The organism is Parathalassolituus penaei (assembly GCF_026626885.1).
In the GTDB taxonomy this organism is placed as follows: Bacteria; Pseudomonadota; Gammaproteobacteria; order Pseudomonadales; family Oceanobacteraceae; genus Oceanobacter; species Oceanobacter penaei.
Map to the genome: position 1 here is coordinate 68,883 of NZ_JAPNOA010000016.1, position 20,521 is coordinate 89,403.

At 56.8% G+C, this 20,521-nt stretch carries 25 protein-coding genes; 10 read left to right on the top strand and 15 right to left on the bottom strand.

Translation table 11 applies throughout. The features are described from left to right. The first annotated feature begins 85 nt into the window (after positions 1–85). The gene (gene ccoM, locus OUO13_RS03495) at positions 86–211 is read left to right on the top strand and encodes a cytochrome c oxidase subunit CcoM (protein WP_283172459.1); all 126 of its coding nucleotides are present in this window, start codon (positions 86–88) and stop codon (positions 209–211) included. A 242-nt stretch (positions 212–453) separates the two neighbouring features. On the opposite strand, the gene OUO13_RS03500 is transcribed toward ccoM, so the two are convergent. The 8 genes from OUO13_RS03500 to OUO13_RS03535 are packed head-to-tail and all read right to left on the bottom strand — an operon-like array spanning position 454 to position 7,952. Beyond that, on the bottom strand, positions 454–1,266 hold the full coding sequence (locus OUO13_RS03500; RefSeq protein WP_283172460.1) for a septal ring lytic transglycosylase RlpA family protein: 813 nt from the start codon (positions 1,264–1,266) through the stop codon (positions 454–456). Further along, positions 1,263–2,222, bottom strand: a complete 960-nt coding sequence (mltB, locus tag OUO13_RS03505; RefSeq protein ID WP_283172461.1) for a lytic murein transglycosylase B — start codon at positions 2,220–2,222, stop codon at positions 1,263–1,265. Before mltB ends, OUO13_RS03500 begins: the two co-directional genes overlap by 4 nt. A 14-nt stretch (positions 2,223–2,236) precedes the next feature. Continuing rightward, the gene (gene rodA, locus OUO13_RS03510; protein ID WP_283172462.1) at positions 2,237–3,373 is read right to left on the bottom strand and encodes a rod shape-determining protein RodA; all 1,137 of its coding nucleotides are present in this window, start codon (positions 3,371–3,373) and stop codon (positions 2,237–2,239) included. Between the two features lies 1 nt (position 3,374). Next, positions 3,375–5,228 (bottom strand): penicillin-binding protein 2, encoded by a 1,854-nt coding sequence (mrdA, locus tag OUO13_RS03515; RefSeq protein ID WP_283172463.1) that lies wholly within the window; start codon positions 5,226–5,228, stop codon positions 3,375–3,377. Positions 5,229–5,235: 7 nt separating this feature from the next. Next, the gene (gene rlmH, locus OUO13_RS03520; protein WP_283172464.1) at positions 5,236–5,703 is read right to left on the bottom strand and encodes a 23S rRNA (pseudouridine(1915)-N(3))-methyltransferase RlmH; all 468 of its coding nucleotides are present in this window, start codon (positions 5,701–5,703) and stop codon (positions 5,236–5,238) included. Further along, positions 5,700–6,050, bottom strand: coding sequence for a ribosome silencing factor (rsfS, locus tag OUO13_RS03525; RefSeq protein ID WP_283172465.1), 351 nt, complete (start codon positions 6,048–6,050; stop codon positions 5,700–5,702). The genes rlmH and rsfS overlap by 4 nt, the downstream gene beginning before the upstream one ends. Positions 6,051–6,056: 6 nt before the next feature. Further along, complete coding sequence (gene nadD, locus OUO13_RS03530; protein WP_283172466.1) at positions 6,057–6,695, bottom strand: nicotinate-nucleotide adenylyltransferase; 639 nt, start codon at positions 6,693–6,695, stop codon at positions 6,057–6,059. After that, complete coding sequence (locus OUO13_RS03535; RefSeq protein ID WP_283172467.1) at positions 6,696–7,952, bottom strand: glutamate-5-semialdehyde dehydrogenase; 1,257 nt, start codon at positions 7,950–7,952, stop codon at positions 6,696–6,698. A gap of 137 nt (positions 7,953–8,089) precedes the next feature. On the opposite strand from OUO13_RS03535, the gene OUO13_RS03540 reads away from it, so the two are divergent. Together OUO13_RS03540 and OUO13_RS03545 are read left to right on the top strand one after the other, a co-directional pair. Beyond that, entirely contained in the window at positions 8,090–9,034 is a 945-nt protein-coding gene (locus OUO13_RS03540; RefSeq protein ID WP_283172468.1) for a GGDEF domain-containing protein, read from the top strand. Next, complete coding sequence (locus tag OUO13_RS03545; RefSeq protein WP_283172469.1) at positions 9,031–10,020, top strand: GGDEF domain-containing protein; 990 nt, start codon at positions 9,031–9,033, stop codon at positions 10,018–10,020. The genes OUO13_RS03540 and OUO13_RS03545 overlap by 4 nt, the downstream gene beginning before the upstream one ends. Positions 10,021–10,038: 18 nt before the next feature. Here OUO13_RS03545 and OUO13_RS03550 read toward each other — a convergent pair whose 3' ends face one another. Both OUO13_RS03550 and OUO13_RS03555 read right to left on the bottom strand, forming a co-directional pair. Beyond that, a complete protein-coding gene (locus OUO13_RS03550) occupies positions 10,039–10,296 on the bottom strand; it encodes a hypothetical protein (RefSeq protein ID WP_283172470.1) in 258 nt (85 codons plus the stop codon). Further along, positions 10,296–10,625 carry a YqcC family protein gene (locus OUO13_RS03555; protein WP_283172471.1) on the bottom strand — a complete coding sequence of 110 codons (330 nt, stop codon included), beginning with the start codon at positions 10,623–10,625 and terminating at the stop codon, positions 10,296–10,298. Before OUO13_RS03555 ends, OUO13_RS03550 begins: the two co-directional genes overlap by 1 nt. Positions 10,626–10,778: 153 nt before the next feature. On the opposite strand from OUO13_RS03555, the gene OUO13_RS03560 reads away from it, so the two are divergent. Beyond that, the gene (locus tag OUO13_RS03560) at positions 10,779–11,795 is read left to right on the top strand and encodes a DUF3549 family protein (protein WP_283172472.1); all 1,017 of its coding nucleotides are present in this window, start codon (positions 10,779–10,781) and stop codon (positions 11,793–11,795) included. Next, positions 11,792–12,241, top strand: coding sequence for a YchJ family protein (locus tag OUO13_RS03565; protein WP_283172473.1), 450 nt, complete (start codon positions 11,792–11,794; stop codon positions 12,239–12,241). The genes OUO13_RS03560 and OUO13_RS03565 overlap by 4 nt, the downstream gene beginning before the upstream one ends. A 27-nt stretch (positions 12,242–12,268) precedes the next feature. On the opposite strand, the gene OUO13_RS03570 is transcribed toward OUO13_RS03565, so the two are convergent. Beyond that, positions 12,269–12,487 carry a hypothetical protein gene (locus OUO13_RS03570; RefSeq protein ID WP_283172474.1) on the bottom strand — a complete coding sequence of 73 codons (219 nt, stop codon included), beginning with the start codon at positions 12,485–12,487 and terminating at the stop codon, positions 12,269–12,271. A 24-nt stretch (positions 12,488–12,511) separates the two neighbouring features. Between OUO13_RS03570 and OUO13_RS03575 the strand changes: the two genes are divergently transcribed. Further along, on the top strand, positions 12,512–13,324 hold the full coding sequence (locus OUO13_RS03575) for a hypothetical protein (protein ID WP_283172475.1): 813 nt from the start codon (positions 12,512–12,514) through the stop codon (positions 13,322–13,324). Positions 13,325–13,374: 50 nt separating this feature from the next. Here the strand turns inward: OUO13_RS03575 and OUO13_RS03580 are convergent, their stop codons facing one another. From OUO13_RS03580 to OUO13_RS03590, 3 genes are read right to left on the bottom strand one after another with little or no spacing between them, the layout of a single operon-like run. Beyond that, entirely contained in the window at positions 13,375–14,802 is a 1,428-nt protein-coding gene (locus tag OUO13_RS03580) for an alkaline phosphatase (RefSeq protein ID WP_283172476.1), read from the bottom strand. Further along, positions 14,783–15,028 (bottom strand): hypothetical protein, encoded by a 246-nt coding sequence (locus tag OUO13_RS03585; protein ID WP_283172477.1) that lies wholly within the window; start codon positions 15,026–15,028, stop codon positions 14,783–14,785. The genes OUO13_RS03580 and OUO13_RS03585 overlap by 20 nt, the downstream gene beginning before the upstream one ends. After that, positions 15,009–16,514 (bottom strand): alkaline phosphatase, encoded by a 1,506-nt coding sequence (locus tag OUO13_RS03590; RefSeq protein ID WP_283172478.1) that lies wholly within the window; start codon positions 16,512–16,514, stop codon positions 15,009–15,011. Before OUO13_RS03590 ends, OUO13_RS03585 begins: the two co-directional genes overlap by 20 nt. Before the next feature lie 254 nt (positions 16,515–16,768). On the opposite strand from OUO13_RS03590, the gene OUO13_RS03595 reads away from it, so the two are divergent. The 4 genes from OUO13_RS03595 to lipA all read left to right on the top strand — a co-directional run bounded on the left by OUO13_RS03595 (position 16,769) and on the right by lipA (position 20,155). Next, complete coding sequence (locus OUO13_RS03595; RefSeq protein ID WP_283172479.1) at positions 16,769–17,908, top strand: D-alanyl-D-alanine carboxypeptidase family protein; 1,140 nt, start codon at positions 16,769–16,771, stop codon at positions 17,906–17,908. 7 nt (positions 17,909–17,915) lie between these two features. Further along, complete coding sequence (locus OUO13_RS03600) at positions 17,916–18,221, top strand: YbeD family protein (RefSeq protein WP_283172480.1); 306 nt, start codon at positions 17,916–17,918, stop codon at positions 18,219–18,221. Then, a complete protein-coding gene (gene lipB, locus OUO13_RS03605; protein WP_283172481.1) occupies positions 18,221–18,853 on the top strand; it encodes a lipoyl(octanoyl) transferase LipB in 633 nt (210 codons plus the stop codon). The genes OUO13_RS03600 and lipB overlap by 1 nt, the downstream gene beginning before the upstream one ends. Positions 18,854–19,180: 327 nt before the next feature. Then, complete coding sequence (gene lipA / locus OUO13_RS03610) at positions 19,181–20,155, top strand: lipoyl synthase (protein WP_283172482.1); 975 nt, start codon at positions 19,181–19,183, stop codon at positions 20,153–20,155. A gap of 106 nt (positions 20,156–20,261) precedes the next feature. Here lipA and OUO13_RS03615 read toward each other — a convergent pair whose 3' ends face one another. Further along, positions 20,262–20,510, bottom strand: coding sequence for a hypothetical protein (locus tag OUO13_RS03615; RefSeq protein WP_283172483.1), 249 nt, complete (start codon positions 20,508–20,510; stop codon positions 20,262–20,264). Between the last annotated feature and the right edge of the window lie 11 nt (positions 20,511–20,521).

Below are 20,521 nucleotides of genomic sequence, written 5' to 3' on the forward strand. Positions count from 1 at the left end.
TTTGATATGTATCAATTTGCATACAGGCATGGCTGCTAAAGTGATTACATCAAACGGGGGCCAAGGCCCTGGAAAACAAGAGGTGATGGCTATGTTTATGGATGAGGTTGTATTTGCTGGACTACTGATCGTTGGTTTGACCTGTGCGTTCTTTGCCGGTGTGTATATCGCCATCCGTAAAGACATTTCCAAGCACGGCACTGGCGAGTAAGTGTCCCCGTCAATTTTTGGCCGGTAGCATTTACCCCGCTGCTGGTTAAAACCGGTTCTTCTGAAGAGTCGGGGTGAGTGCCTGCACTGACCGAATATTTTTTCTGCGCTGAGTACCCTTGCCTCGGGCCTGATCGTTTGATCCAGGCCCATTTTTTTATGGGGCGCAAATAAAAATCCTGCGTACCTGCCGTGTATTACAGGCAGGCAACGAGGGATTGCCGATACAACAGCGGGTTGTTATCAGAGCTGTGGCTCGGTCAGCAGCACCGGTTTGTCGATACTGAGCTGGCGCAGCCGTGATAACAGTTGCTGCAGAGGTTCACCTTCCGGAACCGGGCCAATACGCACCCGATGCAGGTTGACGTTGTTCTTGTTGCTAGCGTAGATCTCCACTGGCCATGCCATGGGTGCCAACGCCTGTTTTAACTCTTTTTTCTGAACTTCGGCAGCGTTACGGTCAGCCAACGCGCTAACCTGTACCCATAACACCTTTTGCGTCAGGGGAGCTTTGAGCAGATCAATCCGAACCGGTGCAGTGCCGGAAATATCCACGCCCAGCTTGCGAGCCGCTGCGTAGGACAGGTCGATAATCCGGTCTTCGTGAAACGGGCCACGATCGTTCACTTTTACAACCACCGATTTTTTGTTATCGAGACGGGTGACCCGCACGTAACTGGGAATCGGCAATGTCTTGTGTGCCGCGGTAAAGCGGTAGACGTTGTATTCCTCACCGCTGGCGGTGTCATGGCCATGAAACTTCATGCCATACCAGGAAGCCGTACCGGTTTCGCTGTAGTTGGCTGGAGGCATTACAACCCGATAGGTCTTGCCGTTAACGCTGTAAACCGGACGGTTACCGTTTACCGACATGGGTTCCGAGCGCGGTACCGGTTCACTTTCGGCATCCGGATTGTCATCCGGGCGGAAATCCTTGTCGTGCTGATAGCGGCCCTTGTTGGCCTCTTCGTATCCCTGATCATCCGTGTTCTCGGGAGTACTGGAGCAGCCACCCAATAACAGGGCGGCAGCTGTCAGAACCAGAGCTAATTTCAACGAATCGCCTCACTCAGACGGTATACCGCCATGGCGTACAGGCGGCTGTGGTTATAACGGGTAATGACATAATAGTTGTTTAGGCCGACATAGTACTCTGGGCCTTGCTTACCAATCAGGCGCACCAGGTTGGCACTGGCGTTCGGGTCGAGTGCGACAGTGGCTTCGGCACCCATCTGGGCCAGACTGGCGACGGTCCATTTTGGTTGCAGGTCGTCGTTGATGACAGGCTCATAGGCGTTGCCTTTCAGACGTGCCGGTTCAATAACCGGTTGGTCGGTAGCCCAACCATGTTTATTGAAGTAGGCGGCGACACTGAAAATGGCATCGGCCGGGTTGTTCCAGAGGTCGCGTTTGCCATCACCATCACCATCAACGGCGTAGGCGAGGTAACTGGTTGGAATAAACTGGCCATAACCCATGGCACCTGCGTAGGACCCCTTGATAGTGCCGGGATCCACGCCTTCCACTTCAGCGAGGGCAAACAAGGCTTTTAACTCACGCCAGAAAATCGGGCGCTTTGGATAATCAAACGCCAGTGTGGCGAGTGAATCGAGCACGCGATAGTTACCCTGGCGAGCTCCATAAAAGGTTTCAACACCGATAATGGCGGCGATGATCTGGCGAGGCACACCGTATTTCTGTTCGGCAGCGGCCAGCAGATCGGCATGTTTTTTCAGGAATTCACGGCCTGCATCAATGCGTTTGCTGGTCAGGAATATGTCCTGATAACGATCCCATTCCATGGTGCCTTCGGCTGGACGCTGGATGGCTTCCAGTACTGAGTCCATGCGTTTGGCTTCACTCAACCAACGGCGAGCTTCGTCTTCCGGAACGTTGTATTCGGACTTCAGTTCTGCGGCGAACTCGGCGAAACGTGGGTGATCCTCGTAACCGGCGTTGGCTGCCAGTGAGGTAGTGGCAATAAGCAGTGCGAGCGCGTGGCGGATCTGCATGAGGCCTTCCTGGGTTAGCGTTTTTTATGCGTCGACATCGACATGATCAGGCCAAAGGCCGATAGCAGGCTTACCACCGAGGTTCCGCCGTAACTTACGAGCGGCAACGGTACACCGACGACCGGCAGAATTCCGCTAACCATACCGATATTCACAAATACATAGATAAAAAAGGTGGCAGAAAGACTGCCAGCCAGCAAGCGACCAAACAGGGTTTCGGCGCGACTGGACAGTATAAGACAGCGCAAAATGATTGCTGCGTACAATACCAGCAGCAGGCAAACTCCGATCAGGCCCAGTTCTTCGGCGAGTACCGCAATAATAAAGTCCGTATGACTTTCCGGCAGAAACTCCAGCTGCGACTGGGTGCCTTGCAAGTAACCCTTGCCATCTACACCACCGGAACCGATAGCGGTTTTCGACTGGATAATGTTCCAGCCAGTACCCAGCGGATCACTTTCCGGATTCAGGAAAGTCAGCACCCGCTGTTTCTGATAGTCGTGCATTACAAAGAACCACAGCAGTGGTGCACAGGCGGCGACAATGGCAATCAGGGTAAAAATCAGCCGCCATGACATGCCGGAAAAAAACAGCACCAGAACACCGGAGGCACAGATCAGCAAGGACGTGCCGAGGTCGGGTTGTTTCAGGATCAGCGCGGTTGGCACCAGAATCATCACGGCGGCGATCATCAGGTCGGTGATGCGCGGAGGAACCGGGCGTTTCGACATAAACCAGGCAATGGTCAGCGGCAATACCAGTTTGACGATCTCCGAGGGCTGAAAACGTGGCAGGCCCGGCAGGTCGAGCCAGCGCTGGGCACCTTTGGCGATGGTGCCGAACAACAGCACACACATCAGCAGGAACACGGCGACGCTGTAGGCCCAGGGCGCGACCATCTGGAACAGACGCGGTGGACATTGGGCAATGGTAAACAGCACGGTCATGCCAATACACATGTGCACGAATTGGCGGATCACCATCCCCATTTCCTTGCCGCTGCCGCTATAGAGAATCAGCAGGCCAACACCACACTGCAACATCAGTAGCAGCAGCAGGATCAGGTCGATGTGCAGTCGGGCGAGCCAGGCGCGACTGCGGGCGAAGCCGCTCAGGCTGCTGCCACTGAGGGTACGACTGAAATCTTTCATATCAGCCCGGGTTGTCTCCGAGGTAGGCGTTGATAATTTGCTGGGCAATAGGAGCCGCGGTCTTGCCCGCTGATTCACCGTTTTCGACGATAACCGCCACGGCAATTTTAGGGTCTTCTACCGGCGAGAAGGAGATAAACAAGGCGTGGTCACGCTGACGTTCCTTCAGAGCCGCTGAGTCGTATTTGGCATCCTGTTTGATCCCCACCACCTGTGCGGTACCGGTTTTGCCGGCGATGCTGAAGTCGAGGTGAGCTTGCAGGGCGCGGGCTGTACCGGATGGGCTGCTGACCACCTTGTGCATGGCTTCAAACATCTTGTCCCAGTTGCTGCTCTGGTTGAGTACAACATCCGGAATCGGGCCATGTTCCAGTACTTCGTCAACGCCGTTACGGGCCTTGATCAGGTGTGGAATCTGCCATTTGCCGCGGTTGGCGAGCAGGGCGGTGGCGGTTGCCAGTTGTAGCGGTGTGGCGAGCATGTAGCCCTGACCGATCCCCAGGTTCACGGTATCACCGGCCCACCAGCCAGCGCGGTAGGTTTTGCGTTTCCATTCGCGTCCAGGCAGCAGGCCCGGCAGGGCATCGTCAACGTCGAGACTCATGTTCTGGCCAAAACCGAATTGCGCTAGGAATGGGTTGATACGGTCGATACCGGCACGGTTGGCAACGTCATAGAAATAGATGTCGCAGGATTCAATAATGGCCCGTTCAAGGTTAACAAAACCGTGGCCGGTACGTTTCCAGTCACGGTAGAAGCGGCCGCCAGCATCCAGCTGGAAATAACCAGGGTCGTAGATTTCGCGAGTCCAGTTGGTGATGCCCATATCCACGGTGCCCAGACCAATAAATGGCTTGAGTGTGGACGCTGGCGGGTAACGGCCGCGGGTGGCACGATCGAACAGCGGCAGGTCGGGGTCGTCACGCAGATTGTTGTAGTCGACGTGGGAAATGCCGGATACAAACAGGTTCGGGTCGAAGCCTGGGTTACTGTAGAGAGCCAGAATGCCACCGGTTTTGACTTCGATGGCAACTACGGCACCACGACGTTCACCCATCTGGGCTTTGGCCAGACGTTGCAGTCCGGCATCGAGCTGCAGGGTGATGTCCTGACCTGGCACCGGATCAACCTGTTCGAGGACGCGCAAGGCACGACCACGGGCGTTGGTTTCAATCTTCTGGTAACCCGGCTCGCCGTGCAGGACTTCTTCGTAGCGTTTCTCGACACCCTGTTTGCCGATGTACTGGGAAGCACTGTAGCGGCGTTTGAGATCGGGATCGGCGTCGAGTTTGTCTTGCTCTGCCTGGTTGATCCGGCCAACGTAACCGAGCACGTGAGCGAAGGTGTCGCCTTCAGGGTAGTAACGTACCAGTTGCGCTTCGACGTCAACGCCGCGCAGGAAGTTACGGTTTACCATAACCTTGGCGATTTCATCTTCGGTCAGTTGCTGGCGCAGGGTGATAGGTTCGAACGGGCGGCGACGATAGTCGATACGCTTCATAAACTGTTCGCGATCACGGTCAGAAATACCGATCAGCTCGTTCAGGAAGTCGATGGTTTTTTCCAGATCACGGACCTTTTCAACCACCAGGGTCAGGCTGTAACTGGGAGCGTTTTCGGCCAGCAGTTCGCCGTGGCGGTCGTAAATCAGACCACGCTTGGGATCAAGCGGGCGGATCTTGATGCGGTTGTTTTCCGACAGATTACGGTACTTGTCGTACAGCGTGATTTGCAAATGCGCCATCCGCCAGGCGAGAACACCCAGCAGAATTGCCATGATAATGCCAAGTATGATGGCGCGATTGCGGAACAGACTGGCTTCCGCCGATTTATCCCGGAACGAATGTTCCCACATGACAGGCTCACTTGTGGTAAGGATGTCCCTGAAGCAGGGTCCAGGCGCGATACAGTTGTTCCGCTACCACCACCCGCACCAGCGGATGAGGCAGAGTCAGGTTGGACAGTGACCAGCGCTGTTTGGCTTTGGCCAGCAGTTCGGGACTGATTCCATCGGGACCGCCGATGATCAGCGCCACATCACCACCGGCCATACGCCACTGACCCAGTTGTTCACTGAGTTGTTCCGTTGACCAGGGTTTTCCCAGCACATCGAGAGCAATCAGATGATCCTGGGGGCGAATGGCGCGCAGCAGGGCTTCTGCCTCCTGCTGCATGGCTTTTTCCTTGCTGCTGCTTTTGCTGCGGTGACCCGGGCTGATTTCCACCAGCTCCAGGGCACAATCAGCCGGCATACGACGAGCGTATTCCTGGTATCCTTCGGTCACCCAGGCAGGCATTTTATTGCCTACCGCCAGCAGGCGTAACTTCATTGGCCAGCGTTTCCGTTCTGCAGTGGCGCTTCGCCCCACAGACGTTCGAGGTCATAGAAGTGGCGAGCCTGATCGGTCATCACGTGGACAACCACGTCGAACAGGTCGATCAGTACCCAGTCGGCAGCCGCGCGGCCTTCGGTGCCTGCAGCGCGCAGACCGGCAGCCTTGGCTTTTTCTTCCACGTTGGCAGCAACAGCGCTGACATGACGGTTGGAGGTACCGGTGGCGATTACCATCCAGTCGGTTACAGAGGTACGACCACGTACGTCCAGCACAGTGATGTCCCGGGCTTTCATGTCGTCCAGGGCTTCCACCACGAGGGCTTTGATTTCTTCAGTTTGCATGCGGTTCTATCGGTAAAGTTGTTGGTGTTGGATATAGTCCAGCACAGGTTCAGGCGTCAGGAACTGTATGTTGTCCCCCTGACGAATGGCCTGGCGCAGGGCTGTCGCAGAGATGTCGAGTCCGGGCCAGTCGAGCTGGCAGATACGACCTGCCGGGCTTTGCAGCAAGGTCGCCAGATCACAGGCCCGTTGTTCCAGCTGTTGCTGTTGCCAGGCCGGTTGCCGGGGATGTTCGCCAGGGCGATTGATCACCAGCAGGTTGGCCAGTTCCAGAATGTCATCGGCTCGGTGCCAGCGGTCAAAGCCCAGCCAGGCATCGGTACCCACCACCCAGCAGAAAGCTGCTTCAGGATGTTGGGAGCGCAGGGTCTCCAGCGTTACTACGGAGTAACTGGATTCCGGACGAGACACTTCAAGGTCACTGACCTCAATTCCATCGAGACCGGCCGCTGCCAGCTCCAGCATCTGCAGACGCTGTGGCGTATTGGCAATCGGAGCCGGGCGGTGCGGCGGAATATGGTTGGGCATCAGGATAACACGATCGAAGCCAGCATCACGCAACTGCAGGGCTACCCGCAGATGTCCAACGTGAACCGGATCAAACGTGCCACCCAGAATAGCCCGTTGTTGCAATGGTCGGGTCATTTACTGACGCACTTCACCATTACCAAAGACCACGTATTTTTGTGAGGTCAGACCTTCCAGTCCAACCGGGCCACGGGCGTGAATCTTGTCGGTGGAAATACCAATTTCGGCACCCAGACCGTATTCGAAACCGTCAGCAAAACGGGTCGAGGCGTTGATCATCACGGAGCTGGAATCCACCTCGGTGATAAAACGACGGCCAGCGCTGTAGTTTTCGGTCACGATGCTGTCGGTGTGGTGGGAACCATGACGATTGATATGGGCAATGGCGTCATCGAGTGAAGCAACGACCCGTACCGCCAGAATTGGGGCCAGGTATTCGGTATCCCAGTCTTCGGCGCTGGCGGCATTCATGGCCGGGCACAGGGCGCGGGCGTCTTCACAACCACGCAGTTCTACACCCAGCGCCACGTAGGCTTCGGCCAGTTGTGGCAGGATTTCTGCCGCAACGTCGGCGTGAACCAGCAGGGTTTCCATGGTATTGCAGGTACCGTAACGGTGAGTCTTGGCGTTGATCGCAATATTGGTGGCTTTGCTGAAGTCGGCATCCTTGTCGATAAACACATGGCAGATGCCATCAAGGTGTTTGATCACCGGAACACGGGCTTCACGGCTGATACGCTCGATCAGACTCTTGCCGCCACGTGGCACAATCACATCCACAAATTCTGGCATGGTGATCAGGGCACCAACGGCAGCGCGGTCTGTAGTTTCTACCACCTGTACGGCGGTGGCAGGCAGACCTGCTGCTTCCAGACCGGTACGAATGCAGCCAGCCAGCAGACGATTGCTCGCAATGGACTCTGAACCACCACGCAGGATGGCAGCATTGCCCGATTTCAGGCACAGACTGCCAGCTTCGATGGTGACGTTCGGACGGCTTTCGTAGATGATGCCAATAACACCCAGCGGTACACGCATCTTGCCAACCTGGATGCCACTCGGACGGTATTTGAAATCCGTCATTTCACCAACCGGGTCCGGCAGGGTAGCAACCTGATGCAGGCCTTCAATCATGGTATTGATGCGGCCGTCGGTCAGTTCCAGACGGTCGAGCAGAGCAGCATCAAGTCCACGGGCACGACCATTTTCGAGGTCTTCAGCGTTGGCAGCTTTCAGTGCCTCACGGTTTTCCTCAATAGCGGCGGCAATGGCCAGCAGGGCACGGTTTTTGTCGTTGGTGGACGCTCGGGCCATGGCAGTCGCGGCTTCGCGCGCCTGACGTCCGAGGGTTTGCATGTACTGGTTTACATCCATCAATCACACCTGCGCGATCAGTAACGAATAAAAGTCGGCTATTATACACCAGTAACGCAGCAGGGATGGCCTGATTTTTTCAGGTGGCTGAGTCCTTTGTCTGCCTCGGCGGCAGTTTTTGATCAGGGATAAATACGATGTATAGCGGCGACTGCAACCTCGGCTTTTCGAGTGACCGTGATATGCGGGTGGCGGCCCGTTATTCGCTGTTGCTGTCAGCGGTGCTGGCGGGCCTGTCACTGATCGACTGGCTGGCTGGCCGCTCGCTGGAAGCGTCACTGACGCTGGGGGTATCGGTCCTGTCGGGTTTCAGTGCCGCCTTGCTGGTACTGAGCGAACGTCCGTGGCGGTATCGCTGGTTGCACAGTGGTCTGATCGGCGCTGTGTGTCTGTTGATGCTGGTCCTGATGGATAAACAGCTGGAAGCCGTATTTATGGCGTACTGGCTGCCGTTTTATCTGGCGTTTGCCTTGCCCTGGAAACGGCTGTTGGCTGTTGGGGGCGTATTTTCCCTCCTGTTTCTGGGGCGTCTGATGTGGACTGACCCCATGCTCAATGGCCAGGTGCTGGCGACCTATCTGGTGTGTGTGGCGGTGGCGTTGGTATTTGCCTGGATGAATCGCAGCAGCCAGATCATGCTGGCTGAACATCCGGTTACCGATCCTCTCACCGGTGCCTACCCGCAAGCGCAGTTGTTACATGACTTGCGCCGCGAGGTGCCACGCGCCGATCGTCAGAACACTCGTCTGGCCCTTGCTGTCGTCCATATCCCTTTTCACTGGCGTGCCTTGAACCCGGACGCCTGGCGTAATCATTTGCGGGTACTGGCGTTGCGGCTTGTGGAATCCAGTTTGCCGCAACATGCCTTGTACCGTCTGGACTCCGACGATCTGGTAGTGCTGATGCCGAACTTTCGTCAGGACGATGCCGACCAGTTACGCTCCCGCCTTCGATATTGCTTGCCTGGTGAAGTGCTCGATGACAGCAACCTGCAGATCCTTAATTACCGTGCTGATGATGATGCCGTCAGCTTACTGGAACGTGTCTGTGCCTGCTGCCAGAGCGGAGGGATATCCCGATGATGGAAGTTCTGGTTAATCGTAACCGCCTGTTGCGCTTGCGGGCGTTGGCCTTCGTGGTACTGGCATTGGTGATGTTGGCACTGTTGGCTGATCTGTATTGGCTGGGCTTGTATACACGGGTGCTGGCGCTGATGCTCACCCCGCCTCTCTTGTTACTGGCTGCCGGTGCTATCTGGATGGAAGCCAGTGCTTTGCAATCGTTCTGGGTGTGTTTGCTGACGTTGACCGGGTTGGTCATACCCCAGCTGTGGCTGATGGCGGATGATCTGCAGGCATCATTACATGGCTTGTTGATGGTACCGTTTCTGTCCTGCCTGATGCTGGAGCACCGGCTGGCGTATCGGATCAATTTATTGATGTGCGGGGTGGTGCTGGTTGTAGCATTGCTGAACAACCCGTGTCTGGAGGCGCTGCGAGCCGCGATGATTTATCTACTGGTGATGATGGCGGTGGCAATGCTGGCACGCATGCTGTTGCAGCGCCAGGCGTTGCTGCATTCCCTGATGTTGCACGATGAAGTGTCAGGGGCCTGTAATGCCCGTCATTTTAGTGTGGTGCTGGGGCGCGAAGTGGCTCGCAGTCAACGTGCCCGCCGTCCTGTCAGTCTGATTGGTCTGAGCCTTGAGGAATATGGCCAGCTGCTGCATTTGCATGGCGCGGCGGCGGTAGCGCATTTTCTGGCTGATCTGGTGGTGGCGGTACGACAGGAAGTGCGGGCGGGGGACGATATTTTCCGTCTGCGCGATGATCTGTTTGTATTGATGTTGCCGGATTGCCCGGAAGACGGTGCGATTGTGCTGATGGAGCGGATCAAGCGTCAGCTCGACCAACGCCAGTCTCCTGCTATGGCCGACATGGCATTGGCGGTGGCAACGGTGACTCGTACACCGGACGAGAATGGCGTTGATCTGGAAAAGCGCCTGACCAAACGTCTGGCCAAACAACGGCGTGCCAACCTGCAGGCCGCTGCGTTTGTAAACGGCTGAACTCAGAGGGGCCCAGGTTTATTCGTCGCTTTTAGGTGCCTGATAACGGCTTTCAAGATAACGCACGGTTTTGCGGCTGTCGTTTAACTGCCAGGTCAGATCAGCGACCTGTTGCTTCATGGCCTTGCTTTCTTCAACGGCGGTCTTGTGCTGGGCGGCAATCTCGCTCAGGGCTTTTTCTGCATCCTGAACCTGACGTTGCCAGCGTTGAGTTAACCACCAGCCGCAACAGCCGCCACCAATAATCAGACCTGCCAGAAAACTCACAAACAGCATTATTCAACCTCCAGAATTCGATCAATAGCCGCCACCAGTTGCAGGGTGGCAGGGGCCTTGATACCGCGTTGTTGCCATTGCAACTCCAGCATCCCACTCATGCCTTGCCCCTTGCGGAACTGTGGCAACGGTAAGCCCTGTTGCAGCAGCTGACTCAGGCGCGGCAGTAACACAAACTGCAGCCACTGCTCGATGCTGAGGGTATCGGCAGCAAATGGCACCTGACTTGCCAGAGCAGCGGCGGTGGGGGCGTTATGACTCCACAGCCCATCCTGCTGCAGTGCCTGCGGTAATTGTTCCAGCGCGGTTTGCAGGGCTGAATATGGCATGAGGTTTTCCGTTGGATGCAGCGGTAAAAGCGCGATGATACCCCGCAGTCGATACTGGCTCAAACGCAGCGGGAGCGACTGATTCTGGTACACTGGCGGCATTTGTTGCCGGGGGCGTTGCCTCAGCTTCCTTCGATTGCCAGGAGTGTATGCGTGATTATCAGTGATTTGCTGCAACAGCAGGGTGCCCGGATGCGGGTTTTTGATATGGGCCGCCGAATTCAGGTCATGGACCTGGATCTGTTTCGTGCCGTCGAGAATATGCAATCGCCATGGCCGTCGCCGTACCTGAAACACGCCTGGCTGGGGATGATGAGCTGGCATCCGGATAAGCCGGGTCAGCACGGTATCTGGTTTATCAAATTACCGCTGGATGAACGCAACCTGTTACAAGCCGCTGCTCGTGACGCCTTTGTGGCATTCTGCCTGAAGCAGGCTCACAACAATCCCGAAGCCCGTGGTGAAGCGCCTTACAGTTACAAGCCGGATGCCTCCCGTATGGCCTACTTCCATGCCATGGCCTTGCAGGAGCTGGGCGCTGGCAACAGCCGTTATTACGCCACGACTCGTGCCTATCTGGGTGGTGATATTGGTTGGGACAGCTGGCAGCAGCTGGGCCTGCAAGGTCTGGCCGAAGTAGTGGCGGCGGTTGACCGTGATCACAACGAAACCCTGCTGGTAAATGCCATTCCACATCTGCCCACCGTGCCATTACATGCCCTGCTCGGGTTTATGGAAAACATCCAGCCAACCCAGGCCTTGACCTCGGCGCTGAATGATCGTCTGGCGACCCTGATTGGTGAAGGCGCGACCAGCGCTGATCTGGCTGCGTTTGCCCGGGCTATTTCACAAAGTCGCAACATCACCCAGCGTCGGCAGCTATTACAGGCCATGCTGGCGCACCCGGCGTCGCGCACGGTTGAACTGCTGGCGGCGATGGCCAGCCGTTGCTGGCTGGATCTGGATGGTGATGTGCTGGTGGCGTATCTGGAAGCGCTGGCGCGTAACGATCAGGGTGAGCAGGCTTTTAACGCGCTGGTTGCTGACCTCATGACCTTGCCAGCCATGCGTGAGCGTATGCTGGCGGCGTTTACCCGTCAGGATCTCAGTCCGTTGCTGCGTCAGGCCTTTGATGGTCTGCTGGTGCTGGTACGTGGAGGTATGAAGTGAGTCTTTGCCCATGTGGTTCCGGCAAACCGGTTGCGGAGTGCTGCGGGCCATTGCTGGAGGGCGCGGCGGCGTCCTCCCCGGAAGCCCTGATGCGTTCCCGTTATACCGCGTTTGTGCTGGAAGATCAGGATTACCTGCGTCGCAGCTGGCATGAGAGCACCCGGCCAGGCGGCGAATTGCTGGCCCATGGCACCCGCTGGAGTGGCCTGCAAGTGCTGACGTCTGCGGTTGATGGTGATCACGGTACCGTGCAGTTTGTGGCGACGTATCAGGAAGAAGGTGACAAACAATGGCAGCAGCTGCAGGAAACCTCGCGTTTTGTGCAAGAGGGCGGCCACTGGTTTTACGTTGATGGTGATGCCCGCTGGCAAACCTTGCGTCCCGGCCGTAACGACGATTGTCCGTGTGGTTCCGGGCGCAAGTTCAAGAAGTGCTGTGGTGCCTGAGCGACAGGCGGGGCTGTCTGATGCGAATCAGTCGCGACGTGACGGTCCCTTGATCAGCATGCCCCAGCACATGGCCAGCGCGCCGATGGTGGAAATCAGCAAGCCAAGATTCACCAACAGAGGATGCCGTGAATAGTAGGTGCTGGTAATACTGGCACTGGCTTCGTCACCCAGCTCCAGTCCGTACAGGACCAGCAGGGCAAGCGCGGGGAGGGCGAAAATCAGAGCGCCCAGTCGAATCAACATAGAGTCCAGTCCTTGCGAATATCTGTGGATCTCAAACAATTTGGTGGCCGCTGGTTGCGCCGCCGTGTGTGGCTGAATGTACTTCTGGGGTGTTTGCTGGTGTCGCAGGCGTGTGCCAACGATGCCGAACAACAGCTCAACGAGATTCAGTCAGACCTTGATCGCGGCCGATTATCGCTGCCGACTGGCCGTAACGCTATGGAAAAGATTGATCTTTACCGCCAGCGTTGGCCAGCAGACCTGCGAATTGTGCCCTTTGCGTACCGCTGGAGTGCGGGGCAGCTGGCGGCGGCCGAACATGCTTACCTCTATGCCGACTACGGGCGGTTACAGCAGTTGCTGGAGCAACTCTGGTGGCTGACGCCGGAAGCGCCGGGGCTGGAGGCATTTCAGAGCCGGGTTGATCAGGATCCGCGTGTGGCCTGGCCAGCGGTAACGGATACACCTGAGCAAACGGTAAAAGCGTTGGCGCTGGATGCTTATCAACCACTGGCGGCACGGATATCCAATGTTGATCCAAAAGCCGCTGACCGTAACGTCGAGATTCTGGCGACTCAGGAACTGGACGCCGAACGGCTGCAGCAACGGGATAAGACTCTCGAAGAAACCCTGCAGCCATTCTGCAAGGCGTTGATTGAACATCAGGCCGATGTCCGGATTGAAACCGCCAGTCGTGACGATTACAGCTGGTTGACGGTGCGGTTGACGTTGTGCGCCCGGCGTTTTGATCCGAATTTCCGGGTCCGACATCATTATGTGCAGCAAACCGGTACACCGCGGCTGCAGCTGTATATTCCGCGCCCGCAGGCGGGCAGTATTTTCGCCGATGGCGAATAACAAAACCGCTGTCAGCGCTTGAGCACTGACAGCGGTTTGCTTCAGCCCGATTATTGCGCCGGGCTGGTCATCGCCTGTTTCATCAGATGGAACAGCCAATGTTGCTCCATGGTGCCACCCAGCAGGTGTGCCCATGGGCCACGGCCATACACGGCTACGTCTTCACCACCGTGGGTTTCACTTTCCAGTTCCACCAGTGCCTGTTGGCGATAGTCCGGATCACTGGTGTTATCCGGATTCACCGACGGACGTGGCTGGCTGACTGCGCCCGGGCCATTACGGTAGTTCATTGAGGTGTAATAACCGCCGTCAGAGAGCTTTACCGGGTCCGGACGTGGATGGCCATGTTCGTCGTTGGTTTTGACCACGCCGGTAATCGGGTTACCCAACGTCGGGTAACCGGCCAGAGTCAGGGTGTGGCTGTGGTCGGCGGTAACCAGCAGCAGGCTGTTGTTAAAATCGAGGTGATCGATCAGCCAGTTCATAGTCTGGTCGAGTTCTTCGGTTTCTTTTAACGCCCGATAACCCTTGCCTTCATGATGAGCGTGGTCGATGCGACCGGCTTCAATCACCAGCACATAACCATTCTGGTTTTGCGACAGACGTTCAACGGCTTTGCGGGTCATATCCAGCAGGCCCGGCGTGTTGTCGCCACGATCATCCACGTACGGCAAGTGGGAATTGGCGAACAGGCCCAGCCAGTGGCCGCTTTTCATATCCGCTGCGTTCAGTGCTTGCAGGGAATCAACATAGTGGTGATCCGGTTGTTGTTGCCATTCTCGGGTCAGGTCGCGGCCGTCGGCACGATCACCCTTTTCCTGCTCCGGCAGGAACATGGCGCGACCGCCCCCAAAGGCCACTTCAAGACCGGCATCGCTGTTGTTGCTGTTGCTATTAGTGCTGTTGGTGCGCCAGGCAATCAGCTGGCTGGCAATGTCGATACAACCGGCATCACGAGCCGCCTGTGGCATCTGACGGTCATCTTCCCAGTCGCGATCAACGCTGTGGGCGTAAGTCGCCGCCGGAGTGGCGTGGGTCAGGCGTGTGGTGGTCAGTACACCGGTGGCCTTGCCAGCATCTTCGGCCAGATCCAGCAGGCTGTTGAGTTCATGGCCTTTGCCACTATTGCAGTCGTCACGGGTGACGGTTGCGTCCACCGACAACACGCCGGCAAGGGTTTTGGTGCCAGTCACAATCGCTGACATGGTGCCAGCGGAGTCCGGGGTTTGCTGGTTGGTGTTGTAGGTTTTGATCAGGGCGCTGTATGGCAGCTTCTCAAAACTCAGGCTGTAGTCTTCACCACTCATGCCTTTTTGCTGGCCTGCAAAAATACGCGCAGCGGTCAGGGTACTGATACCCATACCATCACCAATCACCAGCACGATGTTACGAGCTTGTCCTGTGATCTGGGTATCGGCCATTTTCTGGCTGGCCTGGGCGGAACCGGCCTTGAACCATTCACTGCTGGAGGTCGACACTTTTGCCGGTGCGGGTTGGCTGGTTGTGCTTGTGCTTGTAGTTGTAGCTGTAGCTGTAGCTGTAGCTGTAGCTGTAGCTGTAGCTGTAGCTGTAGCTGTAGCCTTGTTGGTTTCTACAGGTTTTGCCGGAGCTGCTGTGCTGGTGGCTGGTTCGTTGCAGGCAACCAGCAGGCTGCTGGCGAGCAGGGTGGTTACAATCGGGAATTTCATTCGCTCTGCTCCGCATTGGCGCTACGGGATTCGGATTCAGAACCCGACAGTTGCAGGCTCTGCACCATCAGGTGATAAAGGCTGTTCTGTTCCAGCTGGCCGTGGAACCACTGGCTACCGGGGCCTTTGGCATGGGCGGCAACGTCATCACTGCCGTGGGTTTCATCACTCATTGGCGCCAGAGCGGCCTGCAGGTAATCCGGATCTTCTGGTTCCTTGTCGTGGTTGTGAGCGGTTGCACCGGGGCCGTTGGCATAACCCAGGGTGGTGTAGGCCGTGTCTTCCTGCTTGTCTTCGTTGCCGTTGGCATAACCCAGAATCGGCGCGCCACGCTGCTGGTAACCGGCCATCGAGAAGGTATGGCTATGGTCAGCCGTCACAATAATGAGGGTGTCATCATCGTTGGTGAGCTGATCGGCGGTGGCGACGGCATCGGATAATTGCACGGTTTCATCCAGCGCCCGGTAGGCGTTACCGGCATGGTGGGCATGATCGATACGGCCACTTTCAATCACCAGCACGTAGCCCTGGTCGCTGCTGCGGGTTTGTTCTTGCAGAACACGAATGGCGGTGAGGGTCATTTCTTCCAGCGACGGCTGTGCCGGTTCGTCGGCCTTGCGGCGGTCGGCTTCATAATCCATATGGCTGGTGCTGAACAGGCCGAGAATCGGCGTGGCCGGGCTCATGGCCATCAGGTCATTTCGGCTCAGCAGTAATTGTCCTTGTGGATATTGCTGGCGGAAGCGGGCGGTCAGGTCTTCGTCCTGACGGCGGCCATTGGCGCTGGCCAGCAGGAAATTACCCAGACCACCACCCATGGCAACATCCAGACCACCGGCAAAACCACGGTCAATCAGCTGGCGGGCGATGTCCTGACAGCCATTCTGACGGGCTTCCTCGCTCAGGTCGGCATCGGATTCCCAATCGCGTTCAATGCTGTGGGCGTAAGTCGCCGCCGGAGTGGCGTGGGTGATGCGGGCGGTACTGACCACGCCGGTGGCATAACCGGCGGCGCTGGCATTTTCCAGCAAGGTTGCCACTTCATGAGCCTTGGCACCTGCACAGGTCCCCCGCTCCTGTTCCGGGCCAATCGACAACACTCCCGCTTCGGTTTTGACTCCGGTCATGAGGGCGGTGATGGTGCCTGCCGAATCCGGGGTTTGCTGGTTGGTGTTATAGGTTTTCACCAGTGCGGACGCCGGGAAGCGTTCAAACGACAGGGAGTTTTCTTCGCCGGTACGCCCCATCAGCTGGCCCTGATAAATACGGCTGGCGGTCAGGGTGGCGATGTTCATGCCGTCTCCGAGGAAAAAGATCAGGTTGCGGGCTTTTTTGCCTGGATCAGTCTGTTGCAGACGCTGTTGCAGCCAGGCTTCGCCTTGCTGGTAATCCGGTACTTCGTAGGCGCTGTAACCCGGGGTCATCTGGGCCATTACGGCGCCGGAAGCGGTTGCCAGAGTCACGGCAAGGGCCAGCGGCGCACGGGTCAAAAATTTGGGCATAAGGGGAACTTCCTGGTCTCTGGATGCTCAGTCAGGTTAACGAGTGTACGGCTGTCCCTTTATCAGTAACAGACCGAGGGCGGTCAAATCAGCTCAGCAGCCAGCGGGGTTGCTTGTTTCCAGCGTCCGGTAGAAGATAGCCGGCCGTAAGTCAGGGGCGCTGTAACCCTGCACCGGAACTGCCCGCCTGCAAAATCAATCGGGCGTGTTACAATGTCGTCCTTCCACTCCTTCGAATGAAAAATCTGAGAGCTATGCGCTATTTAGTAAGCCTTTGCCTGATGCTGGTGTCCGGCTGGTCCGCCGCTGCCGTCATTGTTCCGCGCGCACCTGAACTGGATGCCAGCGCTTATATCCTGCTGGACGCTTCCAGCGGCAAGGTTCTGGTTGAGCACAATGCCGACCAGCGAGTACCTCCAGCCAGTATTACCAAGCTGATGACCAGCTACATCGCCATCGATGAAATGAACCATGGCAAAGCCACTGATGACACTCTGGTGCCAATCAGCGTGAAAGCCTGGCAGATGGAAGGTTCCAAGATGTACGTGCGCGAAGGTACTGAAGTACCGATGATCGACCTGCTGCGCGGCATCATCATTCAATCCGGTAACGATGCTTCTGTTGCTGTGGCGGAATATTTCGCCGGTTCCGAAGATGCGTTTGCAGACTGGATGAACCTGTATGCCGAGCGTATGGGGATGAAAAACAGTCACTTCGAAAACGCTACTGGCTGGCCATCCGAGCAGCACTACAGTACCGCCCGTGACATCGCTACCCTGTCGGTGCACATCGTGAACGATCACCCAGCTTATTACCCGCTGTATTCCGAGAAATACTTCGAGTACAACAACATTCGCCAGCCGAATCGTAACCGTCTGCTGTGGCGTGATTCTGCGGTGGATGGTCTGAAGACTGGTCACACCGAAGAAGCCGGTTTCTGTCTGGCAGCTTCCGCCAAGCGTGACGACATGCGTCTGGTTGCCGTTGTGATGGGCACCCGTTCTGACACCGCCCGTGCTCAGGAAACCCAGAAGCTGCTGTCTTACGGCTTCCGTTATTTCGAAACCCACAAGCTGCGTAACGGCGGCGAGGTGCTGGGTCAGCACCGTGTCTGGCTGGGGACCAGCAGCAAGGTCGACGTTGGTCTGACCAGCGACCTCAACCTGACCATTCCTCGTGGTATGCAAGGCGAGCTGAGCATGGACATCGAGATGGAAGAATATCCACTGGCACCAATCGCTCAGGGCCAGGAAATTGGCAAGCTGGTGGTGCGCAAGGATGGCGAGGTTCTGGATACCCGTCCTCTGATCGCTCTGACTGCGGTTGAAGAGTCCGGATTTATTGGCCGTATGATTGGCCATATCCAGCTGTTCCTGGCTCGTCTGTTCGGATAATACCTGTATGGCTCTGATTCCAATGCCTCCGGCTGCCGGCGCCCAGTCGCCGGAGCCACCAAAAATCGAGTTCCCTTGCCCGAACTATCCGATCAAGGTAGTGGGGGTTGGGGCCGACAATTATCGTGAGGTGGTGCTCGATATTGTAGAGCTGCACGCCCCCGGTTTTGATGTCGAGAAAATCCAGATTCGTGACAGCCGTAACGGCCGCTTCCGCTCCATTACGCTGTTTATTACAGCAACTGGTCCGGAACAGCTGGAGACCCTGCATCAGGCGCTCCGGGCTCACGAACTGGTTCACATGGTGCTCTGATGACGGAGATTGTGGTTCGTCATCTGGGCCTTGTTGAGTACGAAGCCTGTTATCAGCAGATGCTGGAATTCACCCAGTCCCGTACTGCTGAAACCGCTGATGAAATCTGGTTGTTGCAACATTCTCCGGTATTCACCCAGGGCCAGGCCGGCAAGGCCGAGCACCTGCTGATGCCGGGGGATATCCCGGTTGTGCAATCGGATCGCGGTGGTCAGGTAACCTATCACGGGCCGGGCCAGCTGGTGGTGTATCTGCTGCTGGATATCCGGCGTCTGGGCATGGGCCCTCGTCAGTTGGTCAGTCTGATTGAGGATTCCATCATTGCCGCTCTGGCGCATTGGCAGGTTGAAGCCTTTGCCAAGCCGGATGCTCCTGGTGTGTATGTTGATGGCCGCAAGATCGCCTCGTTGGGTCTGCGGATTCGTAACGCCAAAACCTTCCATGGTCTGGCGCTCAACATCGACATGAACATGGAGCCATTCCTGCGTATCAATCCGTGTGGATATGCCGGTCTGCAAATGACCCAGGTCTGCTCCGAGGTTCGTGAACCTGTGACGTTTGACCAGGTCGCTGATGAATTACAAAAGCAGTTGCTGAGCCGTTTGCGGTCTGACCGCGAATCTCAGTCCTGAAATGACATTATCGATAGCGGGCGCCCAGGGCCCCTCTGAATAACTCTGCACAGCTCTGCGCGAGTGCTACAGCGCGTGTGAGCAAGGCGGCGAATGCAGTGAAATGACGAGTCCTTTTCAAATTCGCCAACACGGCTCAAACGTGCTGTAGCCAGCGCCCTTCGGGGCTTTCGGGATGATAACGACTCTGTGTCGCCGGTTTTCGACGTAGCTCGCTATGCCATCAAACCGGCTTCGTGATTCGTCATCATCCCGATAAGCCAGAGCGGGCACCGAGTTATTCAGAGGGTCCCTAGACCCGATCCTTGCACCAGTGGGGTGATAGATATGAGTGAAAAGATCAAGGCCGTGCAGGGCGAGAAACTGCGCGGTGCCGACAAGGTCGCCCGTATTCCGATCAAGGTGATTCCGACCGAAGAAATGCCACGCAAACCGGACTGGATCCGTGTGCGTATCCCAGCCACTCCTGCGATCAGCGAGATCAAGGAAAAGCTGCGTAAACACAAGCTGCACACCGTGTGTGAAGAAGCCAGCTGCCCGAACCTCGGTGAGTGTTTTGGTGGTGGTACGGCGACATTCATGATCATGGGTGACATTTGTACCCGTCGTTGCCCGTTCTGCGACGTTGGCCACGGCCGCCCGAATCCTCTGGACGAAAAAGAGCCGGAAAACCTGGCGCTGGCGATTGCCGACATGGGTCTGAAATACGTGGTGATTACCTCCGTAGACCGTGACGACCTGCGTGATGGTGGTGCTGAGCACTTTGCCCACTGCATCAGCAAAACTCGCGAGCACAGCCCGAACATCAAGATTGAAGTTCTGGTGCCGGACTTCCGTGGTCGTATGGAAATTGCTCTGGATATTTTGGAAGCTACACCACCGGATGTGTTCAACCACAACCTCGAAACCGTGCCTCGTCTGTACAAGCAGAGCCGCCCAGGTGCCGATTATCAGTGGTCGCTGGATCTGCTCAAGCAGTACAAGGCGCGCCGCCCGAACGTTCCAACCAAATCCGGTCTGATGCTGGGTCTGGGTGAAACCAACGAGGAAGTGATTGAAGTGATGAAGGACATGCGTGCCCACAACATCGATCACATCACGCTGGGTCAGTACCTGCAGCCAAGCCGCAACCACTTGCCGGTGGATCGTTTTGTGCCGCCAGAAGAGTTCAAGATGCTGGGCGATATCGCCAAGGAAATGGGCTTCAGCCGTGTGACCAGTGGTCCGATGGTGCGCTCTTCCTACCATGCGGACGCTCAGGCCGCCGGTGAAGAAGTGACAGGTCTCTGGACTGGTCGTTAATACCGACCCGCTTTGTTCTCTGAAAAAACACCGCATCAGCCCTGCTGTTGCGGTGTTTTTTTATGCCTGCTGTTTGCCGGTATCAGCCGTGACAACCGTTCAGTTGCTAGAGTGAGGTTGGCTCTTCTTCATCGCGTTCCAGAAACGCGAACGACAGGAAGGTGCTGAACATGGCAATGCCCAGTGCGGCGGCATTGTTATCCGCCGCCAGCATCAGAAGGCCGGCGATAATCCAGCCGGACTTCACCCATTCGAGGCGTTGCTGATAGGTTCGGGTTTCCAGCCAGGCGATATCGCGGGTACGTCCAATTCCAAAAACACGCCTCATCCAGGCGAACAGATCCAGTCCTTTCATGATGCCCCCGA

Excerpts from the sequence above, each read along its gene's own strand:
- OUO13_RS03555 (WP_283172471.1), bottom strand. The coding sequence starts at position 10,625 with ATGCCATATTCAGCCCTGCAAACCGCGCTGGAACAATTACCGCAGGCA.
- OUO13_RS03545 (WP_283172469.1), top strand. The coding sequence starts at position 9,031 with ATGATGGAAGTTCTGGTTAATCGTAACCGCCTGTTGCGCTTGCGGGCG.
- OUO13_RS03590 (WP_283172478.1), bottom strand. The coding sequence starts at position 16,514 with ATGCCCAAATTTTTGACCCGTGCGCCGCTGGCCCTTGCCGTGACTCTG.
- OUO13_RS03600 (WP_283172480.1), top strand. The coding sequence starts at position 17,916 with ATGGCTCTGATTCCAATGCCTCCGGCTGCCGGCGCCCAGTCGCCGGAG.
- OUO13_RS03585 (WP_283172477.1), bottom strand. The coding sequence starts at position 15,028 with ATGCGGAGCAGAGCGAATGAAATTCCCGATTGTAACCACCCTGCTCGC.
- mltB (WP_283172461.1), bottom strand. The coding sequence starts at position 2,222 with ATGCAGATCCGCCACGCGCTCGCACTGCTTATTGCCACTACCTCACTG.
- ccoM (WP_283172459.1), top strand. The coding sequence starts at position 86 with ATGGCTATGTTTATGGATGAGGTTGTATTTGCTGGACTACTGATCGTT.
- OUO13_RS03540 (WP_283172468.1), top strand. The coding sequence starts at position 8,090 with ATGTATAGCGGCGACTGCAACCTCGGCTTTTCGAGTGACCGTGATATG.
- OUO13_RS03595 (WP_283172479.1), top strand. The coding sequence starts at position 16,769 with ATGCGCTATTTAGTAAGCCTTTGCCTGATGCTGGTGTCCGGCTGGTCC.
- mrdA (WP_283172463.1), bottom strand. The coding sequence starts at position 5,228 with ATGTGGGAACATTCGTTCCGGGATAAATCGGCGGAAGCCAGTCTGTTC.
- OUO13_RS03615 (WP_283172483.1), bottom strand. The coding sequence starts at position 20,510 with ATGAAAGGACTGGATCTGTTCGCCTGGATGAGGCGTGTTTTTGGAATT.
- nadD (WP_283172466.1), bottom strand. The coding sequence starts at position 6,695 with ATGACCCGACCATTGCAACAACGGGCTATTCTGGGTGGCACGTTTGAT.
- rsfS (WP_283172465.1), bottom strand. The coding sequence starts at position 6,050 with ATGCAAACTGAAGAAATCAAAGCCCTCGTGGTGGAAGCCCTGGACGAC.
- rlmH (WP_283172464.1), bottom strand. The coding sequence starts at position 5,703 with ATGAAGTTACGCCTGCTGGCGGTAGGCAATAAAATGCCTGCCTGGGTG.
- OUO13_RS03570 (WP_283172474.1), bottom strand. The coding sequence starts at position 12,487 with ATGTTGATTCGACTGGGCGCTCTGATTTTCGCCCTCCCCGCGCTTGCC.
- OUO13_RS03535 (WP_283172467.1), bottom strand. The coding sequence starts at position 7,952 with ATGGATGTAAACCAGTACATGCAAACCCTCGGACGTCAGGCGCGCGAA.
- lipA (WP_283172482.1), top strand. The coding sequence starts at position 19,181 with ATGAGTGAAAAGATCAAGGCCGTGCAGGGCGAGAAACTGCGCGGTGCC.
- rodA (WP_283172462.1), bottom strand. The coding sequence starts at position 3,373 with ATGAAAGATTTCAGTCGTACCCTCAGTGGCAGCAGCCTGAGCGGCTTC.
- OUO13_RS03550 (WP_283172470.1), bottom strand. The coding sequence starts at position 10,296 with ATGCTGTTTGTGAGTTTTCTGGCAGGTCTGATTATTGGTGGCGGCTGT.
- lipB (WP_283172481.1), top strand. The coding sequence starts at position 18,221 with ATGACGGAGATTGTGGTTCGTCATCTGGGCCTTGTTGAGTACGAAGCC.